Below are 26,784 nucleotides of genomic sequence, written 5' to 3'. Positions count from 1 at the left end.
TATTTTCGACCATTTCCGTCCGCCATTCATGTAAATTTATTCTTACCGAGCAGCCTTTTTCTACTTTTGCTTTTCTTTAACACCTGTCAACCGACAGCATCACTGATCCCTCCAATTTTCCTCGAAAACCTCTGAATGCCTGCCACATTAAAATTCGATTAGTTAAGAATTTGTTAACCTTAAAAGACATCCCGAAAGGCAGAACCTGCTTTTCTTCGCACCCGCAAAAATCACTTTATATGATAAGACGAGTCCTATTTATTGTTCTATCCGTATTCTCGCTGTTGGCTGCCAACGCCCAGGTCACGACCTCAGGGCTTCTTGGCTCGGTCAAAAGTGACAAAAAGAAAACCTTACCGGGGCGACCATCAAGGCCGTCCACGTTCCCTCCGGGACGACCTACACCGCCGTCGCCACCACAGACGGCCGGTTCAACATGCCGAATATGCGCGTAGGCGGACCTTATTCCGTAACCGTCTCTTTCGTAGGCTTTAACGCAAGAACCTATGACAACCTCTTTCTCGAACTGGGCGCTCCCCTGAAGCTCGACGCGGTCCTCGAGGACAACTCAAAGACAATGAGTGAAGTGACGGTCAGCTACAGGAAGAACCCGATCATCAACCCCCAGCGTCAGGGCCCGGCAACACAGGTCTCCCAGACACAGCTGGCTACGCTGCCTACAATTACCCGCAATATCGACGACTTCACCCGCCTCGACCCCCGCGCCAACGCGAGAAAGAGCGGTACCGACGGCTCCAGCTTTGGGAGTGTCCTTTGCCGGCAGCAGCAATAAATACAATCAGTTCACCATCGACGGCGCCAACGCTACGGATATCTTTGGCCTCGCATCCAGCGGCACCAACGGCGGTCAGGCTTCCCTGAACCCTATCCCCTTCGACGCCATCGAGCAGGTACAGATCGTTCTCGCCCCCTATGACGTTACCCTCAGCGGCTTCACCGGTGGTGGCGTCAACGCCGTTACCCGCTCGGGCACCAACGAATTCCACGGCTCCATCTACGGTTTCAACCAGAACCAGGGCCTGGTAGGAAAAAGCGCCGACACCCGCACCAAATACGGTACCTTCCACGACAATCAGTACGGAGCACGTCTTGGCGGCGCCATCATCAAGAACAAGCTGTTCTTCTTCGTCAACTACGAAGGAGAAAGCCGCTCTCAGCCCCCGATCAACCTGCCCGGCACCTCCGGGTCGCAGATCAAGGACCTCACAACGCTGGATCAGCTGAGCGCCTTCCTGAAAGACGCGAGCAAACACCCCGGCTGGTCCTACGACCCCGGAGCATACAATGGCTTCAATAACGAAAAGAAATCGAACGCCATCTTCGCCCGCGTCGACTGGAATATCGACAACAAGAACAAGCTCACCATCCGCAACAGCTGGGTAAAGGGACACAACTTTATCTTCAGCGACGGAGCCAACTCCATGAGCTACTACAACAACGGATACAACTTCAACTCGAGGACCAACTCCACGGTTCTGGAACTGAACTCCAGCATCAGCACGAAGGTTTCCAACATGCTGCGTGCTACCTATACCTCTACCAAGGACGCCCGCGCTACTCCGGGAGCTCTCTTCCCCGCCGTAAGCATCTCCGACAACGGCGCTACCTATGCCTTTGGTACTGAGTTCAGCTCGCAGGCCAACTCCCTTGACCAGCGCATCCTGACGATCACAGACAACGTCAACCTGTACGCAGGCAAGCATACCTTCACCTTCGGCACGGACAATCAGTTCTACAACTCGAAGAACGTGTTCCTGCAGGGTCTGGTCGGCAGCTATACCTATAGCAACCTCCAGGCATTCTACGCCGACGTACAGGGCATCGACAGCTTCGCCAACAAGTATCAGACGGTTTATTCCACAGACCCCAAGAACCCCAAGCCGGTAGCTAACGTCAGCGCTTACCAGCTCGGCTTCTATGCACAGGACGCCTATAGCGTACTGGACAACCTGAACGTTACCCTGGGCGTGCGCGCCGACATCCCGGTGTTCTCTTCCAAACCCACGGATAACTCCGCCTTCAATACTTCGCCCATCGCCATCGCCAACGGCGTCGCGACCAACAAGATCCCGACAACCAAAGTATTGATATCCCCGCGCGTCGGATTCAACTGGGACGTATTCGGCGACAAGAAGACACAGGTGCGTGGCGGCGTAGGTCTCTTCACGGGCCGCGTTCCCTTCGTATGGATCTCCAACCAGTACAGCAATACCGGTATCGGCACAATTTCCAGCACGCTCACCCCTGCTCAGATCGCCAGCAACAACGTTCATTTCAATCCGAACGCACCCTTCCACCCCGCTACTGGCGTAGGACCGGCCATCAACCTGACCGACCCCAACTTCAAATACGTGCGTACGCTGAGAAGCAACCTGGCCATCGACCAGCGCCTGCCCTGGGGCATCATCGGTACGCTCGAAGGCATCTATACCAAGACCATCGAGGACATCCTGTACAAGGACATCAACCTGGCGCCTTCGACGACTACCATCAACCTGGGCAACACGACCCGCCCCTGGTATAACAGCAACAAGGTCAACGCGGCTTACTCGAACCTCTATACGCTAACCAACACGACGCTGGGATATTCCTACAATATCTCTCTCATGCTGTCCAAGCTGTTCAGCAACGGCTGGTTCGCCAGCGCAGCCTATAGCCTTGGCCACTCCTACGGCGCCAATGACGGTGGTTCTTCGACTGCTGCTTCCCAGTACCGTTTCGCCTACAACATCAACGGTACCAACAACCTCGACGAAGCCCGCAACAACTACGACCTAGGATCCCGCGTAGTCGTCAATATCGGCAAGAAATTCAAGTATGGCCACGGCCGCTTCTACACCAACGTAGGTCTCGTCTACATCGGCCAGTCCGGTCAGCCCTTCTCGTACGTGTTCTTCGGCGACCTCAACGGCGATGACGGTTCTACCACCGCCAAAGCTTCTACCAGCGGCGGTGCCGACCTGATGTACCTGCCTACGGATGCCTCCCAGTTCGCCGCTACCAAGACCTTCAAGATCAACGGCGTCAACCAGACTTTCACGGCAGCCCAGCAATTCGCAGCCTTCCAGACCTACGAAAATTCGACCAGCTACCTGCGCAGCCATATCGGCCAGAACACGTCGAGGAATGGCGACAGGCTTCCGTTCGAACACCACTTCGACCTGAAAGCTGGAAGAAGGCGTAGCAGTCTACAAACAGCATACGATCTCCATCACGGCGACTATCTTCAACTTCAGCAACCTGCTCAACAAAGACTGGGGCCGCTCTTACTTCCTGAGCAACCAGGAAGCGCAGCCGCTGAACGTCGACCATTTCAACACGAATGCCAACGGCACCGTTACCCCCATCTGGTACTACAACCCGGCCTTCGGCCTGAACCAGTATACCAACAAGCCCTGGCAGTACTCCGACTTCCTTTCCCGCTGGAACATGCAGCTCGGCGTCCGTTATACATTCTAAAATATATCGCCTGATAAAAAAGCCGTCCCAATTGATGTGCCCCCAAAAAGTTAGACACTTTTGGGGGCATTTTTTATGATAGCGCCGCGTTAAGAAATGGGGTTTTCGTGTGGATAAAAAAGACCACGCCGCTGCGTGTATGTTAATAATAACTTAATATTTTCATACGTACCAAAACAAACGTAATTCCTTTCTTTGCACCCGCAAAAACCTCAAACATGTTAAAACAACTGCTATTTCTTATTTTCCTAATCACATTCGGCGCTGTGGCCTTCGCCCAGGAGACGACCTCCGAGATCGAAGGACGGGTCGCTGACGGTAACACCGGTCTCGCCGGAGCCACGGTAACGGCTATCCACACACCTTCCGGTACGGTCTATTCGACCACTTCCCGTAAGGACGGACGTTTTAACCTTCCCAATCTTCGCATCGGCGGCCCCTACACGGTAACCGTCTCCTTCGTCGGTTTTAAGGAAGAAAAACAGGACAACATATTCCTCACCCTCGGCCAGGTGTTCAAGGCCGACTTCGCCATGAGCAACGCCTCCGCGCAGTTGCAGGAAGTCGTCGTCGCCACCGCTCGCCGCCAGGATAAAGTATTCAACAACGGCCACACAGGCAGCCAGGAGATCATCAGCCGCAGCCAGATCGAAAGACTGCCGACGGTCAGCCGCTCGCTGCAGGACTTCACCCGTCTTACCCCTTCCTCCTCCAACGGAGGCCCTGGCTTTCGGCGGGCAGAGCAGCCAGTACAACAACGTAACGGTCGACGGCGCCAACTTCAACAACTCCTTCGGTCTCTCCGGTACACTCGGCGGCCGTGCACAGGCGCAGCCCATCAGCCTTGACGCCATCGAGCAGATCCAGGTAGCCATCTCTCCCTTCGACGTTCGCAACGGCGGCTTCGCCGGCGGCGGCATCAATACGGTAACCCGCAGCGGTACCAACCAGTTCCGCGGGACGGTCTACACCGGCTTCCGCAACGAGAGCCTGCTCGGCTACAAGGTGGAGACCAATGTCATCCCCCGCCAGAGCCTGAGCTATAATGTCCGCGGCGCTTCTATTTCCGGCCCCATCATCGAGAATAAAGTGTTCTTCTTTGTCAACGCCGAACAGGAAAGAAGAAAAGACCCCGGCACCACCTTTATCGCAAGCGACGGCAGCCACGCCCCCAACGGCACCACCGTATCCAACGCCAACGCAGACACGCTTAACCGCCTCCGCCAGTATCTGATCAGCAACTACCAGTACGACCCAGGTCCCTACCAGGGCTATACCTACCGTACGCAGAGCGACAAGATCACGGCCCGCCTCGACATCAATATCAACAGGCAGCACACACTGACGCTGAAGTACAACTACCTCAACTCCTTTCAGGACGAGCCCGCCAGCAACAGCGGCTCGGTCCAGAGCAGCTACGGCCGCGCGGCAGGACAGTATGCACTGCCCTTCTACAAGAGCGGGTATACGATCCACAATAACTTCAACATCTACCTCGCCGAGCTCAACAGCCGCTTTGGCAGCAGCGCCTCCAACAAACTGCAGATCGGCTACACCGCCCTCCGCGACTACAGGAATGCGCTATCCGACAGCCCCTTTCCAATGGTCGACATTCTCGACGGCAACGGCCAGCCCTATACGTCATTCGGCTACGAGCTGTATACCTATGGCAACAAGCTCAACACCGACGTCTACCAGCTGACCGATATCTTCACGCTGTACAAAGGCAAACACGAGATCACCATTGGTACCCAGGACTCCTGGAAAAAATACCAGAACGGTTTTTCGCCCAGCTATGAAGGGACCTATCGCTTCGCCAGCCTGTCGGATTTTTATACCGGCAAAGCCCCCATCAACTACCAACTGTCATATACCCTCACCAAGGACGGCTCCTTCCCGCTCGTCGGACCGAAGGACATGGAGCTCGGCTTCTTCGCACAGGATAAGTTTCGGATCACTTCCAACTTTACCCTCGTATACGGCCTGCGCGTTGACATGGCCTCCTTTACCAATAACTTCCTGTACAATCCGGTTGTCGACACGCTCAGCCAGTTCAGGGACCATATCCACGCCAACACGGCACAGGTTCCCAAAACCTCGCCCGTCTTCTCTCCCCGCGTGGGCTTCAACTGGGACGTATTCGGCGACCACAAGACACAGGTTCGCGGCGGTATCGGCCTCTTCGCCGGTCCTCCCCCTTCGTATGGATCAGCAACCAGGCCAGCAACAGCGGCGTAGCCCTCTTCGGCTCGATCAGCGCCACCTCCGCCGCCCAGGGCGCTCCGTATACTTTCTCCCAGGACGTCAACAAATACAGGCCGACCAACGCCTCTTCAGGCCTCGCCAGCTCGTATAGCATCAACGTTGCCGACCCCAACTTCAAATTCCCACAGACCCTCAAGACCAGCATCGGCATCGACCAGAAGCTGCCTGATGACTGGGTCGTCACCGCCGAATTCAACTATAACAAGGACACCAGGGCCGTATACTTCCAGAATATCAACCTGCCCTCCAGCGGCGTCGGCCTCGCAGGCCCCGGAGACGGAAGGACACGCTACTCCGGTACCAAGATCTACCCCTGGCCGGCAGCCCAACCAGCGTCAACAACCCCAGCATCGGCAACGCCATCTATATGACCAACGCCAATGCAGGTTTCTCCTATAACGCCCTGCTGCAGATCCAGAAGAACTGGCGCAACCTCTCCGTCAGCGTCGCCTACAACTACGCGAAATCCAAAGACATCATGGTCGGCGGCTCTACCGCTGCCACGATGTGGGGTTCCATGCCGGTCTACACCGACCCGAACAAGGCCACGCCCGGTTATTCCAACTACTACCTGCCCCACCGCGTGATCGCTTCCGCATCCTACCGCCTCGACTACGCCAAGCACCTCGGCACGTCTGTCGGTCTGATCTTCGAAGCCGCACCAGCAGGTACCAACTCTTATATATACACGGGTGACCTCAACAACGACGGCAACACCTCCAACGACCTGATGTATATCCCGACCACGGACGATATCAACACCTACGTCAAGAACGGTCAGCTCGAAGCCGCGAAAGCAGTCAATGGCGTCAACGACCTCCGTACGCCGCAACAGATCGGCGCACAGCTGAACGCCTTCATCAACCAGGACAAATACCTCAGCACCCACCGCGGCGAAGTCGCACAGCGTAACGCAAGTGGTATACCCCTGGTTCAAACGTCTGGACATGAACATCACCCAGGACGTTTATCTGACTACCGGCAAAGGAAAGAACATGACCCGCCACACCCTGCGCTTTACGATGGACCTGCTCAACGTAGGCAACTTCCTGAACCGCAACTGGGGCGTCTACAAAACGCCGAACACCACCACTCCGCTGACATTTGACAAGATGGCTGCCGATGGCAAAACCCCCATCTTCTCTATGCCTTATCAGGATGGTGTGAACGCGATCCCCTACACCAATTCCTATAAGGACAATACCTCCGCCTCCCGCTGGCAAATGCAGCTGGGCGTACGTTATATGTTCAACTAAAAACAAACCTACAAGCAAAAGCCCGCCCCAAAAATTATTGGATTCGGCGGGCTTTTCTTATTCTCTTATTTTACTTCCCCCATCCCCATAACAGGAACTCCGGCATCGCCTTTGTCCAGGTCTCCACGTCATGGTGTCCACCGGAGATCTCCACATATTTGATGTCCCTCGGTCCTGTCAAAACCCTTAATAACCATCTCTCTGATCAGGTCCTGAGTGTCGTCGATGGAATCGATGATGCCGTTGCCATTCCTGTCCTCCGACTCGTCCTCAGTCCCGCACTCGAAATACAATTTCAACCAGGGATAATACCCGCCCTTCCTCACCTCGTCGTGCATGATCCGGTCTGTATTTTCATTGTACCCCGGATCACTCTTGTCTTTCGTTCTCCACCAGAAGCTCCCGGAGAATAGCCCCGCCTTTGCAAACTCCTTCGGATAGTGCCAGACGATATCGAGGGCCGACAACGCCCCAAGCGAAAACCCCGCAAAAGCCTTCTCCCTGAACTTCGCCCCATAGCGCTGCCTGACCGCGGGAATCAGCTCTTCGAGGACGAAACGCGCATAGTCACCCGCCTTCGCCCCCCGGCCCAGATAGTCCGGACGACCGGCCACACCATACTCCATCATCCGCTGCTCGCCGGCATGGATCCCCACGCACAGCAGGGGCTCCGTGTTCAAACCTTCCAGCATCCCCGCAAAACCCATCCGGGCCAGGTCCTGTCCGTCGTTGATCAGTAACAAGCTCATTTCCCCAGACATCCCACCGGACAGGTATATATCTGCTTGTACGGTCCGGCCCAGGTTCACGGACTCGAGTATTAACATTTCTTGCTTAATCTTTGTATCGGCATCTATCGACATAGCGCCAAAAATACTAAATTAGAGGAATGTCTTTCCACGAAGAATATCATAAATGGCATTCTCCTGCACTCCGGCGAGATTTTGAAATGCTCACATTCGGGCATTCCGGCCATCCGGTCGTCCTGTTCCCTACCTCCCGGGGCTCTTATTACCAGAACAAGGACCAGGGCCTTATCGAAACGGCTGCCTGGTTCCTCGACAACGGAAAGGTAAAGATCTACTGCCCCGACAGCATCGACGCCTCCAGCTGGTACAACAAATCCGTCCCCCCGGGAGAACGCGTATGGATGCACACCCTCTACGACCGCCTGCTGCTCGAAGAGATCGTCCCCCGCGCCCTGCAGGACACCGGCCGGCAGCAGATAACCGTCGCCGGCTGCAGCTTTGGCGGGTACCACGCCGCAAACTTCGCATTCCGCCACCCCTCCGTTACCCGTAACTGCTTCTCGATGAGCGGCGTCTTCGACATCCGGTCATTCACCGATGGCTATTACGACGACAATATCTATTTCAACAATCCCGTGGACTTCATCCCCGACGCAACCGACCCCGCCCTCTGGAAAATGGGGATCGTGCTCGGCACCGCCGAAAGGGATATCTGCCGCGGACAGAACGAATGGATGAGCCGCCTGCTCAACGCCAAAAACATACAGCACTGGCTCGATATCCGACCGAACCGTGACCACGACTGGCCCGTGTGGAAAGAGATGTTTCCCCACTATCTGTCGCTCCTTCCCTGACGGAGCACGGATATCCCCTGATCTTCTAAATTCATCACACATGAGCAATAAAAAAATCGGCATCCTTTTCGGCAAAGAACGCAGCTTTCCTATGGCCTTTATCGAAGCCGTCAATAAAAGAAATATCGCCGGCGTCACGGCAGAACCAGTACGCATCGACAAGGTCGTTCAGGGAGAGCCCTCCGGCTATGCCGTTATCATCGACCGCATCTCCCAGGACGTACCCTTCTACCGCGCCTACCTGAAGAACGCCGCGCTCTGCGGTACAGCCGTGATCAATAATCCCTTCTGGTGGAGCGCCGACGAGAAATTCTTCAACAACTGCCTGTCGACCAAGATCGGCGTACCCGTACCCAAGACCGTCATCCTGCCCTCCCGCGAACTTCCTCCCGAAACCTCGGACCAGTCCTTTTCCAATCTCGCCTTCCCCCTCGACTGGGAGACGATATTCCACTATGTCGGCTTCCCCGCCTATATGAAACCATTTGCCGGCGGCGGCTGGCGCAACGTCTACAAGCTCCACAGCGCCGAAGACTTTTACCAGAAACACGCGCGAGACGGGCCGAGCTGGTCATGCTGTTACAGGAAGAGATCGTCTTCACCGAATACTACCGGTGCTACTGCATCGGAGGACGCCATGTCCGTATCATGTCCTACGAACCCCGTAACCCCCACCACCTCCGCTACGCAGCCGACTTCCAGCCCTCTCCCGAAAGACTGCAACAGATGGAAGAGATAGTCATCAAGATCAACGAATGGCTCGGCTATGACTTCAACACCGTCGAACTGGCCATACGCGATGGTACACCTTATGCCATCGACTTCTGCAACCCCGCCCCCGACGCAGAAAGGACCAGCGTCGGCGGCGACAACTTCAACTGGGTCGTAGAGACATCGGCCGACTACGCCATCGAGCGCGCCCTCGTCCAGCACGACGACGCGGACAACCTTACCTGGGGAAAATATTTGCGGCACAGTGTCCACTCCATTCGATAAATTCGTACCTTATCCGTCTGACCGGCCGGAGCCCGGTCATCATCAACAGATATGGCAGACATTAACTATTCGACATTCACCCTTGGCATCGAAGAGGAATATATGGTCATCGACCCCGAGACCCGTGAGCTGAAAAGCCACGAGCAGAAGATCGTCACGGAAGGGCAGAAAATGATCCGGGATAAGGTCAAGGCCGAAATGCACCAGGCCGTCGTAGAAGTGGGTACCGATATATGCAGGGACATCAGCGAAGCGCACAAGGACGTATCTACCCTTCGCAGGACGATAGCCCAGATAGCCGGCGATCTGGGATTCCACATAGGAGCCGCGGGCACCCATCCCTTCAGTCATTGGGAAAGCCAGTTGATCACGGAACATATCCGCTACAACGAGATCGTCAACGAACTCCAGGAGGCCGCGCGCAGCAACCTGATCTTCGGCCTGCATGTTCACGTCGGCATGGAAAGCCGTGAGATGGCCAACCATATCGCCAACTCCACCCGGTACTTCCTCCCCCATATCTATGCCCTCAGCACCAATTCACCCTTCTGGGAAGGCAGACAGACCGGCTACAAATCCTACCGGACAAAAGTATTCGACAAATTCCCCGCACGGGCATCCCCGAATACTTCGAAAGCATCGAAGACTACGACCGCTTCATCAAGCTGCTAGTCAAAACCAACTGCATCGACAACGCTAAAAAGATCTGGTGGGACCTCCGCGTACACCCCTTCTTCAATACCGTCGAGTTCCGCATCTGCGACGTCCCCATGACCGTCGACGAGACCATCTGTATAGCCGCCCTGTTCCAGGCCATCTGCGTAAAGATCTACAAGCTCCGCACCCGGAACATGAACTATATCCAGTATTCCCGCGCCCTCATCAACGAAAATAAATGGCGCGCCAGCCGCTACGGCATCGACGGACACCTCATCGACTTCGGCAAGGAAGAAGAGGTCAACACCCGCGCGCTCATCTACGAGCTGCTCGACTTCGTTGACGACGTCGTCGACCCGCTGAACAGCAGACAAGCCGCCCATTTTGCCAAAAAATTCTCGAAACAGGTACCGGCGCAGACCGCCAGCTGAAAGTATACGAAGAGACCGGAAGCCTGGTAAAAGTCATGGACTATATTCACGGCCAGTTCCTGGCCGGTATCTAGTACGGCTTTATAGCCGTCGTATCCGCCCTCCAGACATTATTGGTAGAATCGACGTCGGGAAACTCATGGCGCGGGTCCACAACGACCGACCTGATCTTCGAAACCGACCTGAACGCGATATGTTTGACAGCCCCGCGCTGCCATATCTCCGCAGGCAGCACCAGCGTATCCGATGCCCTGTTCTCCTGACCGATGGCGAGTACCACCGGCATCACCATCTCCTCCCGGTTCTCCAGCGTAATGATCGAACCCTTAGCCGGGTCATTCTGCACATACCGCACCTCCTTTACTCCCTGATCCAGCTTCCAGTTGGAAAATATCCAGCCCCTCCAGAACCAACCGAGATCCTCACCCGCCGCATTCTCCATCGTCCGGAAAAATCCCATGGAGTAGGGTGTTTAAAGGCCCATCGCCGGATATAGGTGCGGAACGCATAGTCGAATCGCTTCTCCCCAGCACATGACTCCTCAGCAGCCGCAGCGCCAGCGCCGGCTTCTCGTAGGCCGCATTACCCAGATTGGCATCCGATATGACGTCCGGCCAGTTCATGATCGCCTCGCTCCGGTCGCCGAACAGATATTTTGCCGCCTGCCAGCGATCTCCCCGGTGATAGAACTCACCGCCGTTGAACTCCTTTGTGTCGACATCGTTGATGAACGTATTGAACCCCTCGTCCATCCAGGCATATTTCCTTTCGTTGGACCCTACTATCATAGGAAACCAGTTGTGTCCAAATTCGTGATTGGTCACGTCCCAGAGACCGGCTCCCCGCTCTCCGGACGAACAGAATACGATCCCCGGATATTCCATGCCTCCTACCGTCCCCGCAACATTCGTGGCTACCGGATACGTGTACGGATACCACTGTTTCGAATACAGCCCGATACTGCTCCTCACAAACTCGGTACTCCTGCCCCAGGCCGTCGGCCCCGCCGCCTCCGCCGGATACACGGACTCGCGCCAGCGCCCGCTTTCCGTCCGGCAGATCGATACGCGCCGCATCCCAGATAAAAGCCTTCGACGCCGCCCAGGCCACATCACGGGTCTGGTTACACCGAAAATGCCAGACCAGCTGCGCCTTTCCAACATGGTCCCTGCCCTCCCTCACTTCTTCTGCAGTACGGATGAATAACGCCTTCGGGCTTTCCTTCGCCCTCGGCCAATCGCCCGAGCTGCACCTGTGTCAGCACCTCGGAAGGATTCCGCAGTTCTCCGGAACCGACGATCACCAGCCCCGCAGGCGCGGTGATCGTATAGTCCATATTGCCATAGTCAAGGTAGAACTCGCCCGCCCCAAGATAAGGAAGTACATCCCAGCCTCCCGTGTCGTCGTATACAGCCATCCTCGGATACCACTGCGCTATCTCATAGATCCACCCATCCCGCGCCAGGCTGACGCCCCATCCGGTCTGTGCCGTATTCCGGAATGTCGAAACTATACCCGATGCGCAGCCGCACAACCCCTCCGGCAGCAGCCACCGGCGATGGCAGGAACACCTGAAGCCGCGTGTCCGTGACCATAAATTCGGCCCGCAATTCCTGCCCTTTCAGCAATACCGTCACCGACCGTATCTGCTCCCCTGGGTAAAATTCTTGTCCGACCACCTTCCCGCCTGGACGGGTCCCGCGGCCACACCCCGCGCAGCCGCCCGGTAGATGTTCTGGTCCAGCTGCAGCCATAGAAAAGACAGCTCGTCCGGGCTGTTATTGGTATAGGTAATCAGGACATCACCGCTGATGGACTGCCGCACCGTATCGAGCAGGGCGCGTATCACGTAGTCCGCGCGGTTGGCCCAGTACTTTGGCCCGGGTGCTCCGCCGGCGCTGCGGTAAACTGTACTTCCGGAAGGATAAAAAAGGGGATCGAAGGCCTTGTGCTGGTCATAGCGGGATTGTGCCATGCCGGCAACGGCAATTCCGCAAAGGAGGGTCAATAGATAAGGTTTCATGTATACTAATATACATAAAAAAACGCCGGCATTAGCCGGCGTTCCTTAGCAATATTTGAACGGCAATCAGTGCTGCAGCGAATCTGCGGGCACTATGCCCATATCCTTTATTTCCTGTGGGCTCATCGCCGGCATCTGCCGCGCGAGGAGCTTGTCGTAGATCTTTTTCCTACCGCAAGCGCATCTTCTTTCGTCCTGAATCCCCAGCCGCGGGAGGCGATGGCCGGAACGACATCCTGATGAATATAGATCCGTCCGTCCTGCAGGATCTCGTACCCCCACCCTTTATCTGTATGGAAGGCCCGCAGTTCGACGTAGACATGATCCTTTTTGTACTGGTTGCGGCGATATACATTGTAAACGACTACAGCCGCAATCCCCAGCAACAACAGAATGGTGATCCCCCACCTGCGAAAGAACTTCACCACCTGCTTAGTCGAACTGGTTGTAGATCTGGTTCGGGAAGAACTCCAGCAGATCCTCGGAATCCAATGCCGCCGCCCGTCGCCGAAGGCAGACCGGTACCGACAAATCCACGGTTCTTGATCGTAAAGCCGACCGCATCTACACGCGCGCCGCCTTCGAAAGGAGTCTTCTCTGTCCACAGATCGGAAGCAAAATCATACTCCCAGGTATAGGTGTAGGAAGTACCGTTCGCACCGGTAGTCAGATAGCCCTTGTCGCCGCTGGAAGTACCCGTGATGACAAAGCCCGCACCCAACTCACGAACGATATTCGTATAACCGTCGTCGTATGTGCTGCTGCTCGTGTTGGAGATATCCCTCAGCCTCGTCCAGGCCACACTGTCAGCCTTTGCCGGATCGAAAACCCAGAAATCATAACACATATTGTTGACCGCCCAGCGGGAACCGGGAGTCCGGCCCGTCAGCAGATAACCCTTATTGTTGTAAACCCAGCTGACCGCGCCCGAACGCTGAGACCCGGGCATGAATGACTTCTGGCTCCATTTGTTGGCGCCCGGATCATACTGCCATACGTCGTTGAAATAGTAGTTGAGGTCCGTACCAGTCAGCACATAAGCCGTGTTTGAAAAGCTGAACGCAACCGCGTCCTTCCGGGGATAGCTCTTCTTGCTGTCATGGATGCTGTCGACCTGTGTCCACGCGTCCGCTGTGGGATCATAGGACCAGAAATCGGAATAGACAGTAAAACCATCGTTTCCAATACCCGTGCCGATATAACCCTTGCCGTTCACTGCGAAACCAACAGCATTGCTGCGGGGCGCACCGGCAAAATCCTGGATCTGCTTCCACGCACCCAGCGCGCTGTCATAGCCGGTCGGGCTGGCGGTAGAGATGGGGGCAGCAGTGTATCTGAACATGGTCGTCAAACGAGTGTTGGGAGTTTGCGGATTGATGCCGGTACCGATGTAGGCGGCATTGTCGATGACAAAGGAAGCGGCCGCGCCACTGGGTACTCCCGGGAAGGTCGCACGCCCAACCCAGTTGCCGTTTTGTGTATAGTTTAAGCTAGCTTTGGTACAGCTGAAAAGGATACCGACTAACATTAATGAGAACAAAGTAATGTTGATCCGCTTCATGTTTTAGTGAAATTTTTCGCTAAAGTATTCGAAGTCCAGGTAGGAAATTCGTTAAAATGTATTTTTGGGGATATTTAATAGACAATCAGCCAGTTTTCATATACAAAAAAAGAAATAGTGCTGAAAAAAAGACAGTTACAACATCCGGAGATATTTTGGATTGGTATATAAAAACAGTCAGTTAGTCGTTTTTTTAGTACTTTTGATACATACTAACAAAATAGTAACAAGAAGGGCCCCTAATATTGCACGGAATCTAATAAAAACAGCCCATACCAAAAAGACGCCGGAAAGCGCCCGTCAAGACTTGGCCTTCAGACCAATAAGAAATCCAGCATGACACTATTCAAATACCCAGGCAAAAAACTGCTTTTTTTCTTTCTGTGGTTCTTTTTTTAGGGACAAGCTGTCAAAAACAGCCCAACCTGCTCTTCGGGAATTCCTATACCAACGATAACAACGGTGCCAATATTGTTGTTGTGGATACGTCGACAGTTTTGCTATCGACCGTCTATAGCGACTCTACTTCGACCAGCGGAACGGGCTATCTCATGGTAGGCTCCTACAACGACCCCTACCTCGGGAACATAACATCCCGCGCCTACTGGCAGGTCTCCCCTCCCGGCTCTCTCCCCGCACTGAGCCCCATCAACGACCGCTACGATTCCATCGGTCTACTTCTCTTCAAAAAGAACAACCCTTATTACGGAGATACGACCTATAGCCAGAACTACGTCGTCAACCAGGTGGACTCGCTCTACCAGCTGGCGACCTTCCAGAACGGCTTCAACAGCAAGACGGTTCTGCCGCTCGACCCTGACTCCCTCGGACAGACCGGCCCCATCTTCATCTATCCGACACAACGCGACACCGTCCCCTATATAAGTCAGGGCGCGGGACAGGGTGATACGGTCAAGATCAGGCTCAACGACAATCTCGGGAAACAGCTATATAATATGGTGTACAGCCTGTCCGATACCCTCAAGAACGTCACCAAATGGCTCAATTGGTTTCACGGGCTGGCCCTCTCGTCGAAGTCCGTCCTCAATAGCGGCCAGACAGGCGCCATCTACGGCTTCAAGGATAGCTGTATAATGCGTATCTACTACCGCGAAGCCGGAGTCATCAGCACACAGAAGTATATCGATTTCAATATCACCAACAGGAGTCTGGCATTCAATCACCTGTACAGACAGTTCGCGGATAAATCCAGCCCTGGGACGGCTCTGGACAAGCTGCAGCTGCCCACAGCCAGAGTCCAGACCCCACCTGCTACCGTGTCGAAACTTACCGGCAACGCAGCCTATGTGCAGACCATGACCGGCCTCAACGTGAAGCTCAGCTTCCCTATCTGCGCGCCATAGCGCAGCGACCGGACTATATCGGACTCCTGCGCGCGACCCTGACCGTTCGCCCCGTGCCAGGCAGCTTCACCACCCAGTGGCGCATTCCGCCGACGCTGGGTATCTATACGACCGACCAGAACAACGAACTCGGGATCCCGGTACCGGCCATCGGCCTGTCCGGCGCTCAGACGGGCAATCTTACCCTCAACTATTTCGCCCCGCTGACCACTACCTATACCTATGACGTCACCGCTTTCGTCAAGACGCAGATCACCAACAACGCGGCTAACGCCTCCGACCAGGGGCTGATACTCAGCATACCGTCACCGGCCAATGAAACGGATTTCAGAAGACTGGTGATAGCAGACCAGACCTACCCTGTCAATCAGCGGGTGCTCCTGAACGTTTACTATATTTCTCTTTTCCCCCACCAATAATCAACTAATTACTTATACGGATGCAACGTTCGATCCTCATATACCTGCTTACTGTGATCTCCCTTGGGGCAATGGCACAGGGTAACTTTTCACCCTATTCCCAGATGGGCCTCGGAGACATAGAGGATGGCTTTTACAACCGGACTACGGGTCTGGGCAATACCGGCATCGCCTATCGCTCCAACCGTTTTCTGATCAATAACAACCCGGCGTCTTTCAGCGAACTGGCCAACCAGTATTTTACCATGGAAACCGGCATCCGTGGTAGCTTTATCGACTATAAAGGCTCACCCGTCGACATCGCCAGCACCCAGAGCGGCGACATCACCTTCCGGCGCCTGGCCATGGGTATCAAACTCACCAGACACTGGGGCGGCAGTATCGGCCTCGTCCCCTTCAGTACCCAGAACTATGAGTTCAACGTCCCCTATGACATCCAGGGCAGCGGTACCGAAATAGCCAACCACTACTATTCGGGACACGGCAGCGTAAACAAAGTTTACTGGGCCAATTCCTACGAGTTCTTCCACCACGTCTCCATCGGCGTGGAAGCAGGCTATATCTTCGGCCAGCTCAACCAAAAAGACATCATCCAGGCCGGCAGCGGAGCAACACAGGTCTCTACGACCAATGACGTCAACCTCCAGAACCTGTACATGACCTACGGTCTGCAGACATACGGCAATATCGGCAAACACTGGCAGTGGGGTATCGGCGGCACCTTTTCTCCCCGTGCCGACCTCCTCGCCTCCTACAATAAAAGCGTCCTTGACAACGACTCCGTCAGCCTCCAGAACAACGAGATCCAGCAGCGCTATCTGTCCCTGCCCAACAGCTACGGCGTCGGCGTCTCGCTGACACATAACCAGCATTTTACCTGGGTGGCCGACTACCGCTTTCAGGACTGGGATGCCGTAAAGAGCAAGAACGTATACCCAGGACCAGGACTACGCCATCGCCAGCAGCGAAAGAGGTAGCTTAGGCTTCGAGATCTCGAAGAAAAAAGCGCTCTACAACAACCGCGTCGAACTCAGCTATTTCCAGTCGGGCGTTTACTACGGCAACTCCTATCTGCAGATCAACGGCGAGCAGATCAAAGACATGGGCGTCACCGCCGGGTTCGGGATCAACTCCCTCAAGACCCCGCTGGCCTACTCCATCACCTTCCAGTACGGAGTAAAAGGCACCACAAAGAACAACCTGATCCGCGAAAACTATTTCAACGTCACCTTCAACATCAACTACGGTTCCATCTGGTATACAAAAGGAAAGAAATTTGAGTAATACGTTCGATCTCCACCAACCGATGCAGGGCTTCCCGATGATGGGAATGCTGAACTGTATCGTTGTGGAAGACAACACCAAGCAGTCCGCCCTTTTAAAGGACTATATTGCCAAAACACCCAAACTTTCCTTCTCCGGCAAATGCGAATCCGCCGGCGAGGTCTTTCAGCTCGTCACCTCGCACCGCGCGGACATCATCTTCTGGGATATCCGCCTGCTCGACAATAAGGTCATGGTCCGCCTGAAGGAAGCCGGCTACTACCCCATCGTCATCTGTATCGCCGACAAACAGGAACAGGAAGAAAAAGAGACCGAGATAGACGTCTTCAGCTACCTGCTCAGGCCCCTCTCCTTCGAACGCTTCCTCTCCACGATGAACAAGATCCGGGACTATCTTTCCACGACGATCTATATCCACCACCGCAACAACCGATTTGTCTTCGTAAAATCGGAATACAAGATCATAAAGGTGAAATTCGAGGATATCCTGTTCTGCGAAGGTATGAAGGACTATACCCAGATACACGTCCGCGGCCGCGCCGAACCCATACTGACGCTCAACAACCTGAAATCGTTCTCCTTCAAGCTGCCGCCGGAAGAATTCATCCGCGTGCACCGCTCCTTTATCGTCAGCCTCACCCATATCGACTCCATCGCCCGCAACGAGATCTATATCGGCAAAAAGATCATCCCCATCGGCGATAGCTTCAAGGACGACTTTTACCAGATCATCGAGTGGAACTCGTAACCATCCCTTCCCCCTGTCATCGTCACCGCATCCCCCTGGATCGGCCACCGGCGCGCCTCCAGCTAAAAATTGCGTACCTTTGAAGGATGGAACCGCAGAACAGAGTAAGAATAGCGATCCTCGACCTCTATGAAGGCGTTGCCAACCAGGGGATGCGCTGTATCCGTGAACTAATAGCAGAATACGGAAGAAAACACAACCAGTCCGTCCAACTCGACGAGTTTGAGGTCCGCCTGGGAAAAAAGGTCCCCGATCTTTCTTACGATATCTATATCTCCAGCGGAGGTCCCGGCAGCCCTCTCGACAGCGAAGGCTCCGAGTGGGAAGCCGTCTATTTCGACTGGCTCGGCGAAGTTGAACGCTTCAACACGACCGCCCCCTCCCTCGCCCGCAAACGGGTGCTCTTTATCTGCCACTCCTTCCAGCTGGTATGCCGCCACTATAACATCGCCCACGTCACGAACCGGAAGTCCACGGCATTCGGCGTCTTTCCCGTACATATGCTCGAAGGAGCCCAGGACGAACCTATATTCGCCGGCCTCCAGGACCCGTTCTTCGCCGTGGATAGCCGCAGCTACCGTGTCATCCAGCCCAACTACGAGCGACTCGAAGAGATGGGCGGACGCATTCTGGCCATCGAAAAAGAAAGACCCCACGTCCCCCTCGAAAGAGCGATCATGGCCGCCCGCTTCAACCCCTATATGGTCGGTACGCAGTTTCATCCCGAAGCCGACGCCGCGGGCATGAGCATGTACCTGCAGCGGGACGACCGTAAACACACCGTCATCGCCGAACACGGCGAAGCCAAATGGCAGAGTATGATCGAACAACTCAACGACCCCGACAAGATCCTCTGGACATACAGCCATATCATTCCCAATTTCCTCGACAGCGCACTAGCGACTTTGCGGCGGCCCGAGCCCATTTTGGATTAAACACCGTACCTTACGGTAAAACAAGCCTGCATGGTACCAGCACTGCGGACCGCGTTTAACGAAACCTTTACAAGACAGCGCTACGCCAATTTTCTGACGGACCTCGACAGCCGCTATCCCGGCGCCATCGATTTCCGCCTCGCCGAAACCCCCGTCTTCGTTCCCAAAGCACTGGCATCACAGCTCGACAGAAGCGTGCGAGTCGATCGTAGACATCATCCTCGACACCCGCTTCAAGGAATGGACCGAACGCGCCATCCCCGCCAACGAACGCGTCGCCAACGAGAACGACCACTCCGCACTTCCTCGTCTTCGACTTCGGTATCTGCGAGGACGAAAGCCGGGGCTATACTCCCAGACTCATCGAAATGCAGGGCTTCGCCAGCCTCTACGGCTTTCAGGTATACTACCCCGAAACCCTGCGCCGCCATTTCCCCGTACCCGACAACTACAGCCAGTTCCTCAGCGGTTATGACCACGATAGCTACCTCACCCTTTTGAAAGAGACCGTCCTCGGCACTCACGCACCGGAGAACGTCATTCTTCTCGAAATAAAGCCCAACGAACAAAAGACAAGGGTAGACTTCTATTGTACAAGAGACTACCTCGGCATACAACTGGTATGCCTGACCGAACTGATACAGGAAGGCCGCCGGCTATTTTACATGCATCCCTCCACCGGCAAAAAAACGCTCGTCAAACGCATCTACAACCGGCTGATCTTCGACGAGCTCAACGCCGTCGGCAACACCCTCGGCCCGCACGTCGATATTCGTCAGGACCTCGACGTCGAATGGGTAGCCCACCCCAGCTGGTTCTATCGCGTCAGCAAGTTCACCCTTCCCTTTATCCGTCACCCTTTCGTCCCGCCGACCTTCTTTCTCAACGAACTCAAACAGCCCCCGGCAGACCTCGGGAACTATGTCCTGAAACCCCTGTTCTCCTTCTCAGGACGCGGCGTCATCATCGACGTTCAGCCCGGAGACCTCGACGTCCCCGACCCGGAGAACTGGATCCTCCAGCAAAAAGTCAAATACGCCGACGCCATCCCTACCCCGGATATCCCGGCCAAAGTTGAGATCCGGATGATGTACCTTTGGAAGGACGGCGACAGCCGCCCCACACTCGCCGTCAATCTGGCCCGCCTCAGCAAAGGGAAAATGATCGGGGTCAGCTACAACAAAGACAAGGAATGGGTCGGTGGAAGCGTCGCCTACTTCGAACGATAATAATCTAAGCTCAATAGTCCATGGATCTTCAACTGAAAGGAAAACGGCCCTTGTCCTCGCCGCCAGCAAAGGCCTCGGTAAAGCCTGCGCCGTGATGCTCGCCCAGGAAGGCGCAAACATCGTCATCGGCGCCCGCAACAAGGAAACACTCGACAATACCGCGGCAGAGATCCGCGCACTGGCAAAAGACGCGAAAGTGCTCGCCATCCCCGTAGACGTCCAAAATCCCGAAGCGGCAGAAGCCTTCGTCAGTACCGCCGCCAGCCAGCTGGGCCGAATCGACATCCTTGTCAACAACGCCGGCGGCCCTCCCTTCGGCAAATTCGAATCCTTCGACGAAGCCGCCCTGGCAGTCGGCCTTCGACCTCCTCCTGATGAGTTTCGTCCGCCTGAGCCGACTCGTGATCCCGCATATGCGCGCCACCGGCAGCGGCCGCATCATCAATATTACCAGCCTTTCCGTAAAAACTTATCTGGCCAACTCCGTCCTCTCCACCAGCATGCGCATGGGCGTGGTCGGTATGGCCAAGATGTTGTCCAACGAGCTGGCCCCGGATAATATTACCGTCAACAACGTCGCTCCCGGCCTCATCCTGACCGACAGGGTAAAAGATGCCATACCGCCCGTCCAGCCCGGCGGCCCCGGCCTCGAAGAACTGCTCGCGCAGCGCGCCAAAGACATTCCCCTCGGCCGCATCGGCAAGCCGGAAGAACTGGCCGCCGTCGTGACCTTTCTCGCCAGCCCGCTGGCGGGATATATCACCGGCACGACAATTCAGGTGGACGGCGGCGCCGTTAAAGCTCCTTACTGATTCTCCACCAGTCCGCGGCCGCCGACCTCGTCGTCTCTTTTCTTGGTAACGATATTGATATGAACGGCCCAGTCAGCCAGCTGATAGACCAGCTCCAGCTCGACCTTGACGTCCCTGTAACGCCAGTCGCCGGTCATCAGCTTCAGCGTGCTGGTCGTGAAGGAAGCGCTCTCTTTGGCGGGCTCCCAGTCACCTTTCAGATAAATGACACTGCCATCGACCAGGGTGAGATGGCATCCCTGCAGCTTGCGGAACAGTTCCTGATAAGATTTGGCGGCCTGATCGAAATCATCGCCGCTCGCCATCTTCGCCTGCCAGCTCGCCGTCGTATCATCCGCCGAATGCCAGCGGGTCACGATACACTGCTCCGACCCAGGCAGCTCGACGATCGACGCATAGTTCTCGAACTCACCCTGCGCGAGCACCAGCTCGCCGGTAATATTTTTAAGATTAAAAGGGAGGTCCTTCAACACCGCATCGATAGCACCATCAAAGGAAAGCACACGCACCCGGCTCCGCAACACCGAGTCCACCCGGGCAACGGAATCGGTAGCTTCTTTTAACACAAGGGAATCTTCGTGCGTCAAAGGCGCTTGCGAAAATGCAAAAAAGGGGCCACTACGGCCACCATTAGGGGCATAATTGGTTTCATTCAAAGGATTTGCAACAAGAGTACAATCTTTCCTGCACCCAGAGCCACCTAACCTTATCCACTTATCCACATTTCTGTCTACCTTCGGGTAAAAACAGGCATGCAGAACCTCAACGATATACCTGTAAAGAATACCCTCCCGGGCTTCTACGGCAGAATGGTCCACGGCGAAACTTCCTCCCTCGTTTTCTGGGAGATCAAACAGGGTGGCGTCTCACCCGAACACCACCATGTTCACGAACAGATCACTTATATCATGGAAGGCCAGCTGGAAATGATCATCGGCGGCGAAAAATACCTGATGACGCCCGGCACCGTTCACGTCATCCCTTCCAACGTCCCGCATTCGGCGGTCGCTATCACGGACTGCAAGATCATCGACAGCTTCTCACCAGCCCGGGACGACTACCGGTAAACACTATGGCACACACGCATTCACACGATCACTCCCACGACCACAGCGGCGGCGGTCACAGCCACGATCACAGCGGCGGCGGAGGCCACGACCACGGCTTCAGCCCGGGACACCACCATCACCCGGTCGACCTCAAAGACGTCAACCAGGCCTTCGTCATCGGCATCGTGCTCAACTTCCTGTTCGTCATCATCGAAGCATCCGTCGGCCTCTATATCCATTCCCTGTCCCTCCTTTCGGACGCCGGACACAACCTCGCAGACGTAGCCAGCCTGGCCATGTCGCTCATCGCCATCCGCCTGCTAAAGGTCAGACCAACAGAAAAATATACCTACGGCTACAAGAAAACGACCATCCTCGTGGCCCTGCTCAACGCGGCCATTCTGCTGCTTTCCCTTGGCGCCATCGGCTATGAAGCACTGCACAGGCTCATGTCCCCCGAACCGCTGCCCGGAAAAACGATCAGCATCGTGGCAGCCATCGGCATCGCCATCAACGCCGTCACCGCCCTGTTGTTCTTAAAAGGAAAAGACAAGGACCTCAATATCCGCAGCGCCTTCCTCCACCTCCTGTCGGACGCCATCGTCTCAGCCGCCCTCGTCATCGGCGGTATCATCATCTTCTATACCCACCTGTACTGGATAGACTCCGTACTCAGCCTCCTCGTAGCCATCGTCATCCTCTTCAGCAGCTCGGCAGTTGCTCCGCGACAGCCTGCGGCTCTCCCTCGACGCAGTACCCGAAGGCATCGAGGTCCGGAAAATAAAGGAGATCATCGCAAAAATGAACGGGGTAAAAGACTTCCACCATATTCATATCTGGGCCCTCAGTACCACCGAGAACGCTCTGACGGCGCACCTCGTTGTCGACCGCAACTGTAAAATGGATGAAGTGGAAAAATTGAAACACAGCATCAAACACGAGCTCCTCCACCAGAACATCCAGCACGCAACGCTGGAAATTGAACTGGAGAACTCCCCCTGCGACGAGCCGGACTGCTAGCCATCCTTCCCGCGGCGGAATCCATCTCCGCCGGCCGCGTTGCCCGCGGCGGCGGGCTACCTAATTCACAAATCCCCAGAAGAAACCAAACCGGATAACAAGCCCCGGCGAGGGATAGCCGGGCGCCACAAAATTATTATTATACCAACCGAACCCGTGCGGGCTGAACTTCATCGCATTGATATTCTCGGCCCTTATAAAAGCCGTAAACCCGCGGACCCGGAAATGCAGATAAAAATTGATGTCCGGCAACTTCTGCCTGATAGTCGAATCCTGCGTATAGAACTGACCCACCACCGGCGCATATCCATCCGCTTTATAAGGACTAACATACCTCAGCTCCACCCCAAAACTGGTGTTGAGATTTCTAAAGCCCAGACTGCCGTCATAGCCCACCTGGTTCGTCGACACCAGCAGCGGCACGTGCACCGGCGAATTGCCCGCCGTCTGCTGCAGATAGGTCAGCGTCCTCCATTTCCAGTGCCTGTACAGCGTGAACTGCTTCCGCACGCTGATCTGCAATAGGTTAAAAACATCAGCCTGAGCCACCCGCGAATAGTTGGTGAAAAAGGCATAGTTCGTCATCAGATAATAGGACGCCGACAGACTCAGGTGATGCTGCGGCTGGTCCAGCGAAGCAAAAAGATGCGTCGTATTCTCCTTTTTGATGCCACTCTTGTACGTCGTGTCCAGATAGAAAGCGCTCGACCGGTCGAATACAAACCCCGGCGTCCGGTTGGCATTCTCGAAACCAGCGGTAAAATAACCGACCTGCCGCGTGATCAGCCTCCGCAGTGAGATATAGGCATTGTAGTCCCCCGAGTTAAGCCCGTTGAGATAGAGCCTGCCATACGCCTCGATATCCCACACCTGATTGCGTGTCTTGTTCCGGTACTCCCCATGCGCAAAAACGTTCTGCGTATTGGTCTTATGAATGGTTTTTGTCGTCTGGCTGGTCAGTGAGGAATCGAAGGTCCCTGTCAGCAACTCCAGCGTAGCGCCCAGCTTGACGAACTGCTGCGGATTCTTAGAGTCCGGAAACTGATAAAGAGAAAAATCGTTGGAAAACACACTCCACTTATCCTGAAGATATACGCTGTCTGTCGTCGGCGACAGCAGCCCCACGCCATAGTTCTGCTTGTAATACGTGGAATCCAGTATATAGGTCGGATTGGTGCTGAAGTCGAAATACCGGTATTTATAGGTACTGTACGAGATGGTGTGCTCCGCCCTTACACGGGGATAGAACAACGGGATAACCGAAGTGTCCGTAACGATGGAATCCTTCTGCCCCAGGTCGTACTGCTGACGCATCATAAAAGTCGCCGTCGAATAGCGCGTGCCGGTAGTGATTGGCGCGGAGAAGATATTCCCCGTAGCCTGCTGAATACCGTTGCCGAGTTTTACAGGTAGCGTCGCCTGATTAGCGTACTGAATGGAATCCAGGTCGGCCGGATTCTGAATGCCCCCGTTCTCAGAAGCCGCCAGTTTATTGCTGACCATTACAAAGAAATTCTGATACCGCTTGTTCTTCGCCTGGTACCAGGTGGCCACCCGGATATTCGAATGATTGGTATTCTGATTCTGGAAGATGCCGGGTGCGTTTATGAGACGGTAGTCGAACGAAAAATTGAAATTGGGCCCCCTGTTTTGCGTATGGGACACGCTCACCAGCTGTTCCCCCCTCGCCGCCAGCATATACCCCAGCTCGGTATACGGCCTGGTCGTGTTGAAGAACCGGGTATCCTCCACCCTGAGGGCATAAATATCGTAAGAGTGCCATCCCGGGTCCCACCCCGACTGCATCCTCGGCGAAAAGACCAGTGCTCCGCGCCGGCGTACCCATATTGCCCAGATTGATCCAGGTCGAAGGGCGGGGCACCCTCCTGCCAAAATCTAAAATAGAAGAATCCAGCTTCTGCAGCCGGCTCGAATCGAGATAACGGTAATTGATGGTAATAGTATCGGCCTTCCGGTGCTGGAGCGTATCGCCTTTGCCGCCCCCGCCCATACCCCCCATATTGCCAAAACGGCCTAGCGGATTCTGGGCGAGGATACTGGCCCCCGGTACGAGTAACAACAGGAATAGCAGCGCTGTTATAATTGAGCGTCTCTTCACTACTGAAAAATTCCGGTTAAATTACTCATTTAATTACAACTCCGACACCAGCCCCTTGAAAAGAGCTGTTAATTTCGGCTCCGCGGCAGCTGCCGCCGCCAGCACCTCTTCGTGCGTGATAATATTGTCTTCCTCCCGGATACCAAGGTCCGTGATCACGCTGATAGCAAACACGGACATACCGATATGTCTCGCCGCGATCACCTCCTGAACCGTACTCATACCCACCGCGTCTCCCCCCGCTAAATGGAGGAGCTTGTACTCCGCACGGGTCTCGAATGTCGGCCCCGTCACACCGGCATAAACGCCCTCGTGCAGCTGGATCTCCAGCTTGCCCGCAATGGCCTTCGCCTTTTGGATCAGCGCCTTGCTATACGGTTCGCTCATGTCCGGAAAACGCGGTCCCAGCCGGCTCTCGTTCCTGCCCAGCAAAGGATTGACTATAAAGAAGCTGATATGGTCGTGGATGATCATCAGGTCGCCGACGCGAAAACGGGCATTCATCCCCCGCCGCATTCGACAGCAGGAGCGTCTCTACCCCTAAAAACTTCAACACCCTTATCGGGAAAACGACCTGCTCAGGAATTATAACCTTCATAATAATGGAATCGTCCCGAAAGCACCGCCACGGGCTGACCGTTCAGCGTGCCGAAGATCAGCTTGCCCTGATGCCCTTCTACCGTCGACACCGGGAAATGCGGAATATCGGTATAGGCTATCTCCTTCTCCGCTACTATCTCCTGCGCCAGATTTCCCAGACCACTCCCCAGCACAATGCCGATACGGGGGCTGACGGAATAAACGGCCCTGATAGAACGGACCGCCTCTTCTATCTGCTGTAAAATGGATGTATTACCCATATGATTAGCTAACGGCTTTGTTAACCAGCGCTGCCGCCTCGCTGAGGAGAATGGCAGACTGAACCTTGAGCCCGCTCTGGGTGATCAGCTGCTTGGCCTCTTCGGCATTCGTGCCCTGCAGACGAACGATGATCGGCACCTTGATATCGCCAATGGAATTATAGGCGTCGATCACACACCCTGTGCTACCCGGTCGCAACGAACGATACCGCCAAAGATATTGATCAGGATCGCTTTTACTTTCGGGTCCTTCAGGATGATGCGGAAACCCGCTTCTACCGTCGTGGCATTGGCCGTACCGCCTACGTCCAGGGAAGTTGGCAGGCTCACCGCCGCTGAGCTTGATCATGTCCATCGTAGCCATGGCCAGACCGGCGCCATTGACCATACAGCCTACGTTGCCGTCCAGTTTTACGGAAATTGAGATTGTACTTCCCGGCTTCGACTTCGGTCGGATCCTCCTCGCTGATGTCACGGAGGGCTTCCAGTTCCGGATGACGCATCAGGGAGTTGTCATCGAGATTCATCTTACAGTCGACGGCGATGATCTTCTCGTCGCTGGTCTTGAACAGCGGGTTGATCTCCAGCATCGAGCAGTCCAGCCCGACATAGGCGTTATAAAGATTGGTAACGGGAACTTTACGCAATTCTTGAAGGATTCACCGCTCAGCCC

The 26,784-nt window shown here is 55.1% G+C and carries 35 protein-coding genes and 2 pseudogenes; 22 read left to right on the top strand and 15 right to left on the bottom strand.

From position 1 onward, the window contains the following. Window positions 1–358: 358 nt before the first annotated feature. From ACQ86N_RS11155 to ACQ86N_RS11130, 6 genes and pseudogenes are all read left to right on the top strand, one after another. Window positions 359–793, top strand: a pseudogene (locus ACQ86N_RS11155) (carboxypeptidase-like regulatory domain-containing protein); the annotation flags it as partial. Further along, the gene (locus ACQ86N_RS11150) at window positions 768–3,494 is read left to right on the top strand and encodes a TonB-dependent receptor plug domain-containing protein (RefSeq protein WP_431215220.1); all 2,727 of its coding nucleotides are present in this window, start codon (window positions 768–770) and stop codon (window positions 3,492–3,494) included. The pseudogene ACQ86N_RS11155 and the gene ACQ86N_RS11150, both read left to right, overlap by 26 nt. Window positions 3,495–3,698: 204 nt before the next feature. Continuing rightward, a complete protein-coding gene (locus tag ACQ86N_RS11145) occupies window positions 3,699–4,328 on the top strand; it encodes a carboxypeptidase regulatory-like domain-containing protein (protein ID WP_431215219.1) in 630 nt (209 codons plus the stop codon). 157 nt (window positions 4,329–4,485) lie between these two features. Then, window positions 4,486–5,718, top strand: a complete 1,233-nt coding sequence (locus ACQ86N_RS11140) for a hypothetical protein (protein WP_431215218.1) — start codon at window positions 4,486–4,488, stop codon at window positions 5,716–5,718. Window positions 5,719–6,112: 394 nt separating this feature from the next. Continuing rightward, window positions 6,113–6,853 carry a hypothetical protein gene (locus ACQ86N_RS11135; protein ID WP_431215217.1) on the top strand — a complete coding sequence of 247 codons (741 nt, stop codon included), beginning with the start codon at window positions 6,113–6,115 and terminating at the stop codon, window positions 6,851–6,853. Between the two features lie 4 nt (window positions 6,854–6,857). Continuing rightward, a complete protein-coding gene (locus ACQ86N_RS11130; RefSeq protein ID WP_431215216.1) occupies window positions 6,858–7,001 on the top strand; it encodes a hypothetical protein in 144 nt (47 codons plus the stop codon). A gap of 128 nt (window positions 7,002–7,129) precedes the next feature. Here the strand turns inward: ACQ86N_RS11130 and ACQ86N_RS11125 are convergent, their stop codons facing one another. After that, on the bottom strand, window positions 7,130–7,750 hold the full coding sequence (locus ACQ86N_RS11125; RefSeq protein WP_431215215.1) for an alpha/beta hydrolase: 621 nt from the start codon (window positions 7,748–7,750) through the stop codon (window positions 7,130–7,132). A 140-nt stretch (window positions 7,751–7,890) separates the two neighbouring features. On the opposite strand from ACQ86N_RS11125, the gene ACQ86N_RS11120 reads away from it, so the two are divergent. Genes ACQ86N_RS11120 through ACQ86N_RS11100 form a run of 5 tightly spaced genes read left to right on the top strand, consistent with a single transcriptional unit; the run spans window position 7,891 to window position 10,688 of the window. Continuing rightward, the gene (locus tag ACQ86N_RS11120; protein ID WP_431215214.1) at window positions 7,891–8,604 is read left to right on the top strand and encodes an esterase family protein; all 714 of its coding nucleotides are present in this window, start codon (window positions 7,891–7,893) and stop codon (window positions 8,602–8,604) included. A gap of 40 nt (window positions 8,605–8,644) precedes the next feature. After that, entirely contained in the window at window positions 8,645–9,343 is a 699-nt protein-coding gene (locus tag ACQ86N_RS11115) for an ATP-grasp domain-containing protein (RefSeq protein ID WP_431215213.1), read from the top strand. Further along, window positions 9,331–9,600: a hypothetical protein gene (locus tag ACQ86N_RS11110; protein ID WP_431215212.1), complete on the top strand. Its 270-nt coding sequence runs from the start codon at window positions 9,331–9,333 to the stop codon at window positions 9,598–9,600. The genes ACQ86N_RS11115 and ACQ86N_RS11110 overlap by 13 nt, the downstream gene beginning before the upstream one ends. Window positions 9,601–9,651: 51 nt before the next feature. Beyond that, a complete protein-coding gene (locus tag ACQ86N_RS11105) occupies window positions 9,652–10,272 on the top strand; it encodes a YbdK family carboxylate-amine ligase (protein ID WP_431215211.1) in 621 nt (206 codons plus the stop codon). Continuing rightward, window positions 10,176–10,688, top strand: coding sequence for a glutamate-cysteine ligase family protein (locus ACQ86N_RS11100; protein WP_431217358.1), 513 nt, complete (start codon window positions 10,176–10,178; stop codon window positions 10,686–10,688). Before ACQ86N_RS11105 ends, ACQ86N_RS11100 begins: the two co-directional genes overlap by 97 nt. Window positions 10,689–10,758: 70 nt before the next feature. Here the strand turns inward: ACQ86N_RS11100 and ACQ86N_RS11095 are convergent, their stop codons facing one another. The 7 genes from ACQ86N_RS11095 to ACQ86N_RS11065 form a co-directional block, all read right to left on the bottom strand. Next, window positions 10,759–11,148: a hypothetical protein gene (locus ACQ86N_RS11095; RefSeq protein WP_431215210.1), complete on the bottom strand. Its 390-nt coding sequence runs from the start codon at window positions 11,146–11,148 to the stop codon at window positions 10,759–10,761. Next, the gene (locus tag ACQ86N_RS11090) at window positions 11,111–11,764 is read right to left on the bottom strand and encodes a hypothetical protein (RefSeq protein ID WP_431215209.1); all 654 of its coding nucleotides are present in this window, start codon (window positions 11,762–11,764) and stop codon (window positions 11,111–11,113) included. Before ACQ86N_RS11090 ends, ACQ86N_RS11095 begins: the two co-directional genes overlap by 38 nt. A 47-nt stretch (window positions 11,765–11,811) precedes the next feature. Continuing rightward, window positions 11,812–12,105, bottom strand: coding sequence for a hypothetical protein (locus tag ACQ86N_RS11085; protein ID WP_431215208.1), 294 nt, complete (start codon window positions 12,103–12,105; stop codon window positions 11,812–11,814). Between the two features lie 22 nt (window positions 12,106–12,127). Then, window positions 12,128–12,325, bottom strand: coding sequence for a hypothetical protein (locus tag ACQ86N_RS11080; RefSeq protein WP_431215207.1), 198 nt, complete (start codon window positions 12,323–12,325; stop codon window positions 12,128–12,130). After that, the gene (locus ACQ86N_RS11075; protein ID WP_431215206.1) at window positions 12,322–12,711 is read right to left on the bottom strand and encodes a hypothetical protein; all 390 of its coding nucleotides are present in this window, start codon (window positions 12,709–12,711) and stop codon (window positions 12,322–12,324) included. Before ACQ86N_RS11075 ends, ACQ86N_RS11080 begins: the two co-directional genes overlap by 4 nt. 122 nt (window positions 12,712–12,833) lie before the next feature. Further along, window positions 12,834–13,139 carry a DUF4907 domain-containing protein gene (locus tag ACQ86N_RS11070; protein WP_431215205.1) on the bottom strand — a complete coding sequence of 102 codons (306 nt, stop codon included), beginning with the start codon at window positions 13,137–13,139 and terminating at the stop codon, window positions 12,834–12,836. Beyond that, window positions 13,133–14,272: a Kelch repeat-containing protein gene (locus ACQ86N_RS11065; protein WP_431215204.1), complete on the bottom strand. Its 1,140-nt coding sequence runs from the start codon at window positions 14,270–14,272 to the stop codon at window positions 13,133–13,135. Before ACQ86N_RS11065 ends, ACQ86N_RS11070 begins: the two co-directional genes overlap by 7 nt. Window positions 14,273–14,655: 383 nt before the next feature. Between ACQ86N_RS11065 and ACQ86N_RS11060 the strand changes: the two genes are divergently transcribed. The 9 genes and pseudogenes from ACQ86N_RS11060 to ACQ86N_RS11020 all read left to right on the top strand — a co-directional run bounded on the left by ACQ86N_RS11060 (window position 14,656) and on the right by ACQ86N_RS11020 (window position 21,063). Next, entirely contained in the window at window positions 14,656–15,636 is a 981-nt protein-coding gene (locus ACQ86N_RS11060; RefSeq protein WP_431215203.1) for a DUF4270 family protein, read from the top strand. A gap of 53 nt (window positions 15,637–15,689) precedes the next feature. Next, complete coding sequence (locus ACQ86N_RS11055) at window positions 15,690–16,055, top strand: hypothetical protein (protein WP_431215202.1); 366 nt, start codon at window positions 15,690–15,692, stop codon at window positions 16,053–16,055. 20 nt (window positions 16,056–16,075) lie between these two features. Further along, entirely contained in the window at window positions 16,076–17,032 is a 957-nt protein-coding gene (locus ACQ86N_RS11050) for a hypothetical protein (protein ID WP_431215201.1), read from the top strand. Between the two features lie 124 nt (window positions 17,033–17,156). After that, window positions 17,157–17,339 carry a hypothetical protein gene (locus ACQ86N_RS11045; RefSeq protein WP_431215200.1) on the top strand — a complete coding sequence of 61 codons (183 nt, stop codon included), beginning with the start codon at window positions 17,157–17,159 and terminating at the stop codon, window positions 17,337–17,339. Then, a complete protein-coding gene (locus ACQ86N_RS11040; RefSeq protein ID WP_431215199.1) occupies window positions 17,332–18,087 on the top strand; it encodes a LytR/AlgR family response regulator transcription factor in 756 nt (251 codons plus the stop codon). The genes ACQ86N_RS11045 and ACQ86N_RS11040 overlap by 8 nt, the downstream gene beginning before the upstream one ends. A gap of 86 nt (window positions 18,088–18,173) precedes the next feature. After that, window positions 18,174–19,022 (top strand): type 1 glutamine amidotransferase, encoded by an 849-nt coding sequence (locus ACQ86N_RS11035; RefSeq protein WP_431215198.1) that lies wholly within the window; start codon window positions 18,174–18,176, stop codon window positions 19,020–19,022. A 368-nt stretch (window positions 19,023–19,390) separates the two neighbouring features. Beyond that, window positions 19,391–20,251: a hypothetical protein gene (locus ACQ86N_RS11030; RefSeq protein WP_431215197.1), complete on the top strand. Its 861-nt coding sequence runs from the start codon at window positions 19,391–19,393 to the stop codon at window positions 20,249–20,251. 94 nt (window positions 20,252–20,345) lie between these two features. Further along, window positions 20,346–20,543: pseudogene (locus ACQ86N_RS11025) on the top strand (SDR family NAD(P)-dependent oxidoreductase); the annotation flags it as partial. Further along, complete coding sequence (locus tag ACQ86N_RS11020; RefSeq protein ID WP_431215196.1) at window positions 20,539–21,063, top strand: SDR family oxidoreductase; 525 nt, start codon at window positions 20,539–20,541, stop codon at window positions 21,061–21,063. The pseudogene ACQ86N_RS11025 and the gene ACQ86N_RS11020, both read left to right, overlap by 5 nt. Here ACQ86N_RS11020 and ACQ86N_RS11015 read toward each other — a convergent pair. Next, complete coding sequence (locus ACQ86N_RS11015; protein WP_431215195.1) at window positions 21,057–21,629, bottom strand: hypothetical protein; 573 nt, start codon at window positions 21,627–21,629, stop codon at window positions 21,057–21,059. The two genes, ACQ86N_RS11020 and ACQ86N_RS11015, sit on opposite strands and share 7 nt — an antisense overlap. Before the next feature lie 186 nt (window positions 21,630–21,815). On the opposite strand from ACQ86N_RS11015, the gene ACQ86N_RS11010 reads away from it, so the two are divergent. Both ACQ86N_RS11010 and ACQ86N_RS11005 read left to right on the top strand, forming a co-directional pair. Continuing rightward, window positions 21,816–22,130 (top strand): cupin domain-containing protein, encoded by a 315-nt coding sequence (locus ACQ86N_RS11010; RefSeq protein ID WP_431215194.1) that lies wholly within the window; start codon window positions 21,816–21,818, stop codon window positions 22,128–22,130. Window positions 22,131–22,135: 5 nt separating this feature from the next. Continuing rightward, entirely contained in the window at window positions 22,136–23,011 is an 876-nt protein-coding gene (locus ACQ86N_RS11005; protein WP_431215193.1) for a cation diffusion facilitator family transporter, read from the top strand. A gap of 181 nt (window positions 23,012–23,192) precedes the next feature. On the opposite strand, the gene ACQ86N_RS11000 is transcribed toward ACQ86N_RS11005, so the two are convergent. From ACQ86N_RS11000 to ACQ86N_RS10975, 6 genes are all read right to left on the bottom strand, one after another. Next, the gene (locus ACQ86N_RS11000) at window positions 23,193–25,025 is read right to left on the bottom strand and encodes a putative porin (RefSeq protein WP_431215192.1); all 1,833 of its coding nucleotides are present in this window, start codon (window positions 25,023–25,025) and stop codon (window positions 23,193–23,195) included. Between the two features lie 259 nt (window positions 25,026–25,284). Then, complete coding sequence (locus ACQ86N_RS10995) at window positions 25,285–25,755, bottom strand: purine-nucleoside phosphorylase (protein WP_431215191.1); 471 nt, start codon at window positions 25,753–25,755, stop codon at window positions 25,285–25,287. 74 nt (window positions 25,756–25,829) lie between these two features. Beyond that, complete coding sequence (locus ACQ86N_RS10990; RefSeq protein ID WP_431215190.1) at window positions 25,830–26,111, bottom strand: hypothetical protein; 282 nt, start codon at window positions 26,109–26,111, stop codon at window positions 25,830–25,832. 4 nt (window positions 26,112–26,115) lie between these two features. Beyond that, window positions 26,116–26,286: a hypothetical protein gene (locus ACQ86N_RS10985; RefSeq protein ID WP_431215189.1), complete on the bottom strand. Its 171-nt coding sequence runs from the start codon at window positions 26,284–26,286 to the stop codon at window positions 26,116–26,118. Beyond that, a complete protein-coding gene (locus tag ACQ86N_RS10980; RefSeq protein WP_431215188.1) occupies window positions 26,283–26,441 on the bottom strand; it encodes a hypothetical protein in 159 nt (52 codons plus the stop codon). The genes ACQ86N_RS10985 and ACQ86N_RS10980 overlap by 4 nt, the downstream gene beginning before the upstream one ends. Then, entirely contained in the window at window positions 26,438–26,758 is a 321-nt protein-coding gene (locus ACQ86N_RS10975; protein WP_431215187.1) for a hypothetical protein, read from the bottom strand. Before ACQ86N_RS10975 ends, ACQ86N_RS10980 begins: the two co-directional genes overlap by 4 nt. Window positions 26,759–26,784 lie beyond the last annotated feature (26 nt).

The sequence above is a fragment of the Puia sp. P3 genome, from assembly GCF_050632245.1.
Classification (GTDB): Bacteria; Bacteroidota; Bacteroidia; order Chitinophagales; family Chitinophagaceae; genus Puia.
The sequence above is the reverse complement of the archived record's forward strand: the minus strand, read 5'-3'. Positions and strand labels throughout refer to the sequence as shown.

What these genes read in the sequence shown, in the direction of transcription:
- ACQ86N_RS11110 (WP_431215212.1), top strand. Translation starts at nt 9,331, where the DNA reads ATGGAAGAGATAGTCATCAAGATCAACGAATGGCTCGGCTATGACTTC.
- ACQ86N_RS11115 (WP_431215213.1), top strand. Translation starts at nt 8,645, where the DNA reads ATGAGCAATAAAAAAATCGGCATCCTTTTCGGCAAAGAACGCAGCTTT.
- ACQ86N_RS11120 (WP_431215214.1), top strand. Translation starts at nt 7,891, where the DNA reads ATGTCTTTCCACGAAGAATATCATAAATGGCATTCTCCTGCACTCCGG.
- ACQ86N_RS11145 (WP_431215219.1), top strand. Translation starts at nt 3,699, where the DNA reads ATGTTAAAACAACTGCTATTTCTTATTTTCCTAATCACATTCGGCGCT.
- ACQ86N_RS11065 (WP_431215204.1), bottom strand. Translation starts at nt 14,272, where the DNA reads ATGAAGCGGATCAACATTACTTTGTTCTCATTAATGTTAGTCGGTATC.
- ACQ86N_RS11010 (WP_431215194.1), top strand. Translation starts at nt 21,816, where the DNA reads ATGCAGAACCTCAACGATATACCTGTAAAGAATACCCTCCCGGGCTTC.
- ACQ86N_RS11105 (WP_431215211.1), top strand. Translation starts at nt 9,652, where the DNA reads ATGGCAGACATTAACTATTCGACATTCACCCTTGGCATCGAAGAGGAA.
- ACQ86N_RS11095 (WP_431215210.1), bottom strand. Translation starts at nt 11,148, where the DNA reads ATGGGATTTTTCCGGACGATGGAGAATGCGGCGGGTGAGGATCTCGGT.
- ACQ86N_RS11085 (WP_431215208.1), bottom strand. Translation starts at nt 12,105, where the DNA reads ATGGCTGTATACGACGACACGGGAGGCTGGGATGTACTTCCTTATCTT.
- ACQ86N_RS10990 (WP_431215190.1), bottom strand. Translation starts at nt 26,111, where the DNA reads ATGGGTAATACATCCATTTTACAGCAGATAGAAGAGGCGGTCCGTTCT.
- ACQ86N_RS11030 (WP_431215197.1), top strand. Translation starts at nt 19,391, where the DNA reads ATGCAGGGCTTCGCCAGCCTCTACGGCTTTCAGGTATACTACCCCGAA.
- ACQ86N_RS11050 (WP_431215201.1), top strand. Translation starts at nt 16,076, where the DNA reads ATGCAACGTTCGATCCTCATATACCTGCTTACTGTGATCTCCCTTGGG.
- ACQ86N_RS11130 (WP_431215216.1), top strand. Translation starts at nt 6,858, where the DNA reads ATGGCTGCCGATGGCAAAACCCCCATCTTCTCTATGCCTTATCAGGAT.
- ACQ86N_RS10995 (WP_431215191.1), bottom strand. Translation starts at nt 25,755, where the DNA reads ATGAATGCCCGTTTTCGCGTCGGCGACCTGATGATCATCCACGACCAT.
- ACQ86N_RS11075 (WP_431215206.1), bottom strand. Translation starts at nt 12,711, where the DNA reads ATGAAACCTTATCTATTGACCCTCCTTTGCGGAATTGCCGTTGCCGGC.
- ACQ86N_RS11005 (WP_431215193.1), top strand. Translation starts at nt 22,136, where the DNA reads ATGGCACACACGCATTCACACGATCACTCCCACGACCACAGCGGCGGC.
- ACQ86N_RS11035 (WP_431215198.1), top strand. Translation starts at nt 18,174, where the DNA reads ATGGAACCGCAGAACAGAGTAAGAATAGCGATCCTCGACCTCTATGAA.
- ACQ86N_RS11135 (WP_431215217.1), top strand. Translation starts at nt 6,113, where the DNA reads ATGACCAACGCCAATGCAGGTTTCTCCTATAACGCCCTGCTGCAGATC.
- ACQ86N_RS11090 (WP_431215209.1), bottom strand. Translation starts at nt 11,764, where the DNA reads ATGCGGCGCGTATCGATCTGCCGGACGGAAAGCGGGCGCTGGCGCGAG.
- ACQ86N_RS11125 (WP_431215215.1), bottom strand. Translation starts at nt 7,750, where the DNA reads ATGAGCTTGTTACTGATCAACGACGGACAGGACCTGGCCCGGATGGGT.
- ACQ86N_RS11045 (WP_431215200.1), top strand. Translation starts at nt 17,157, where the DNA reads ATGGGCGTCACCGCCGGGTTCGGGATCAACTCCCTCAAGACCCCGCTG.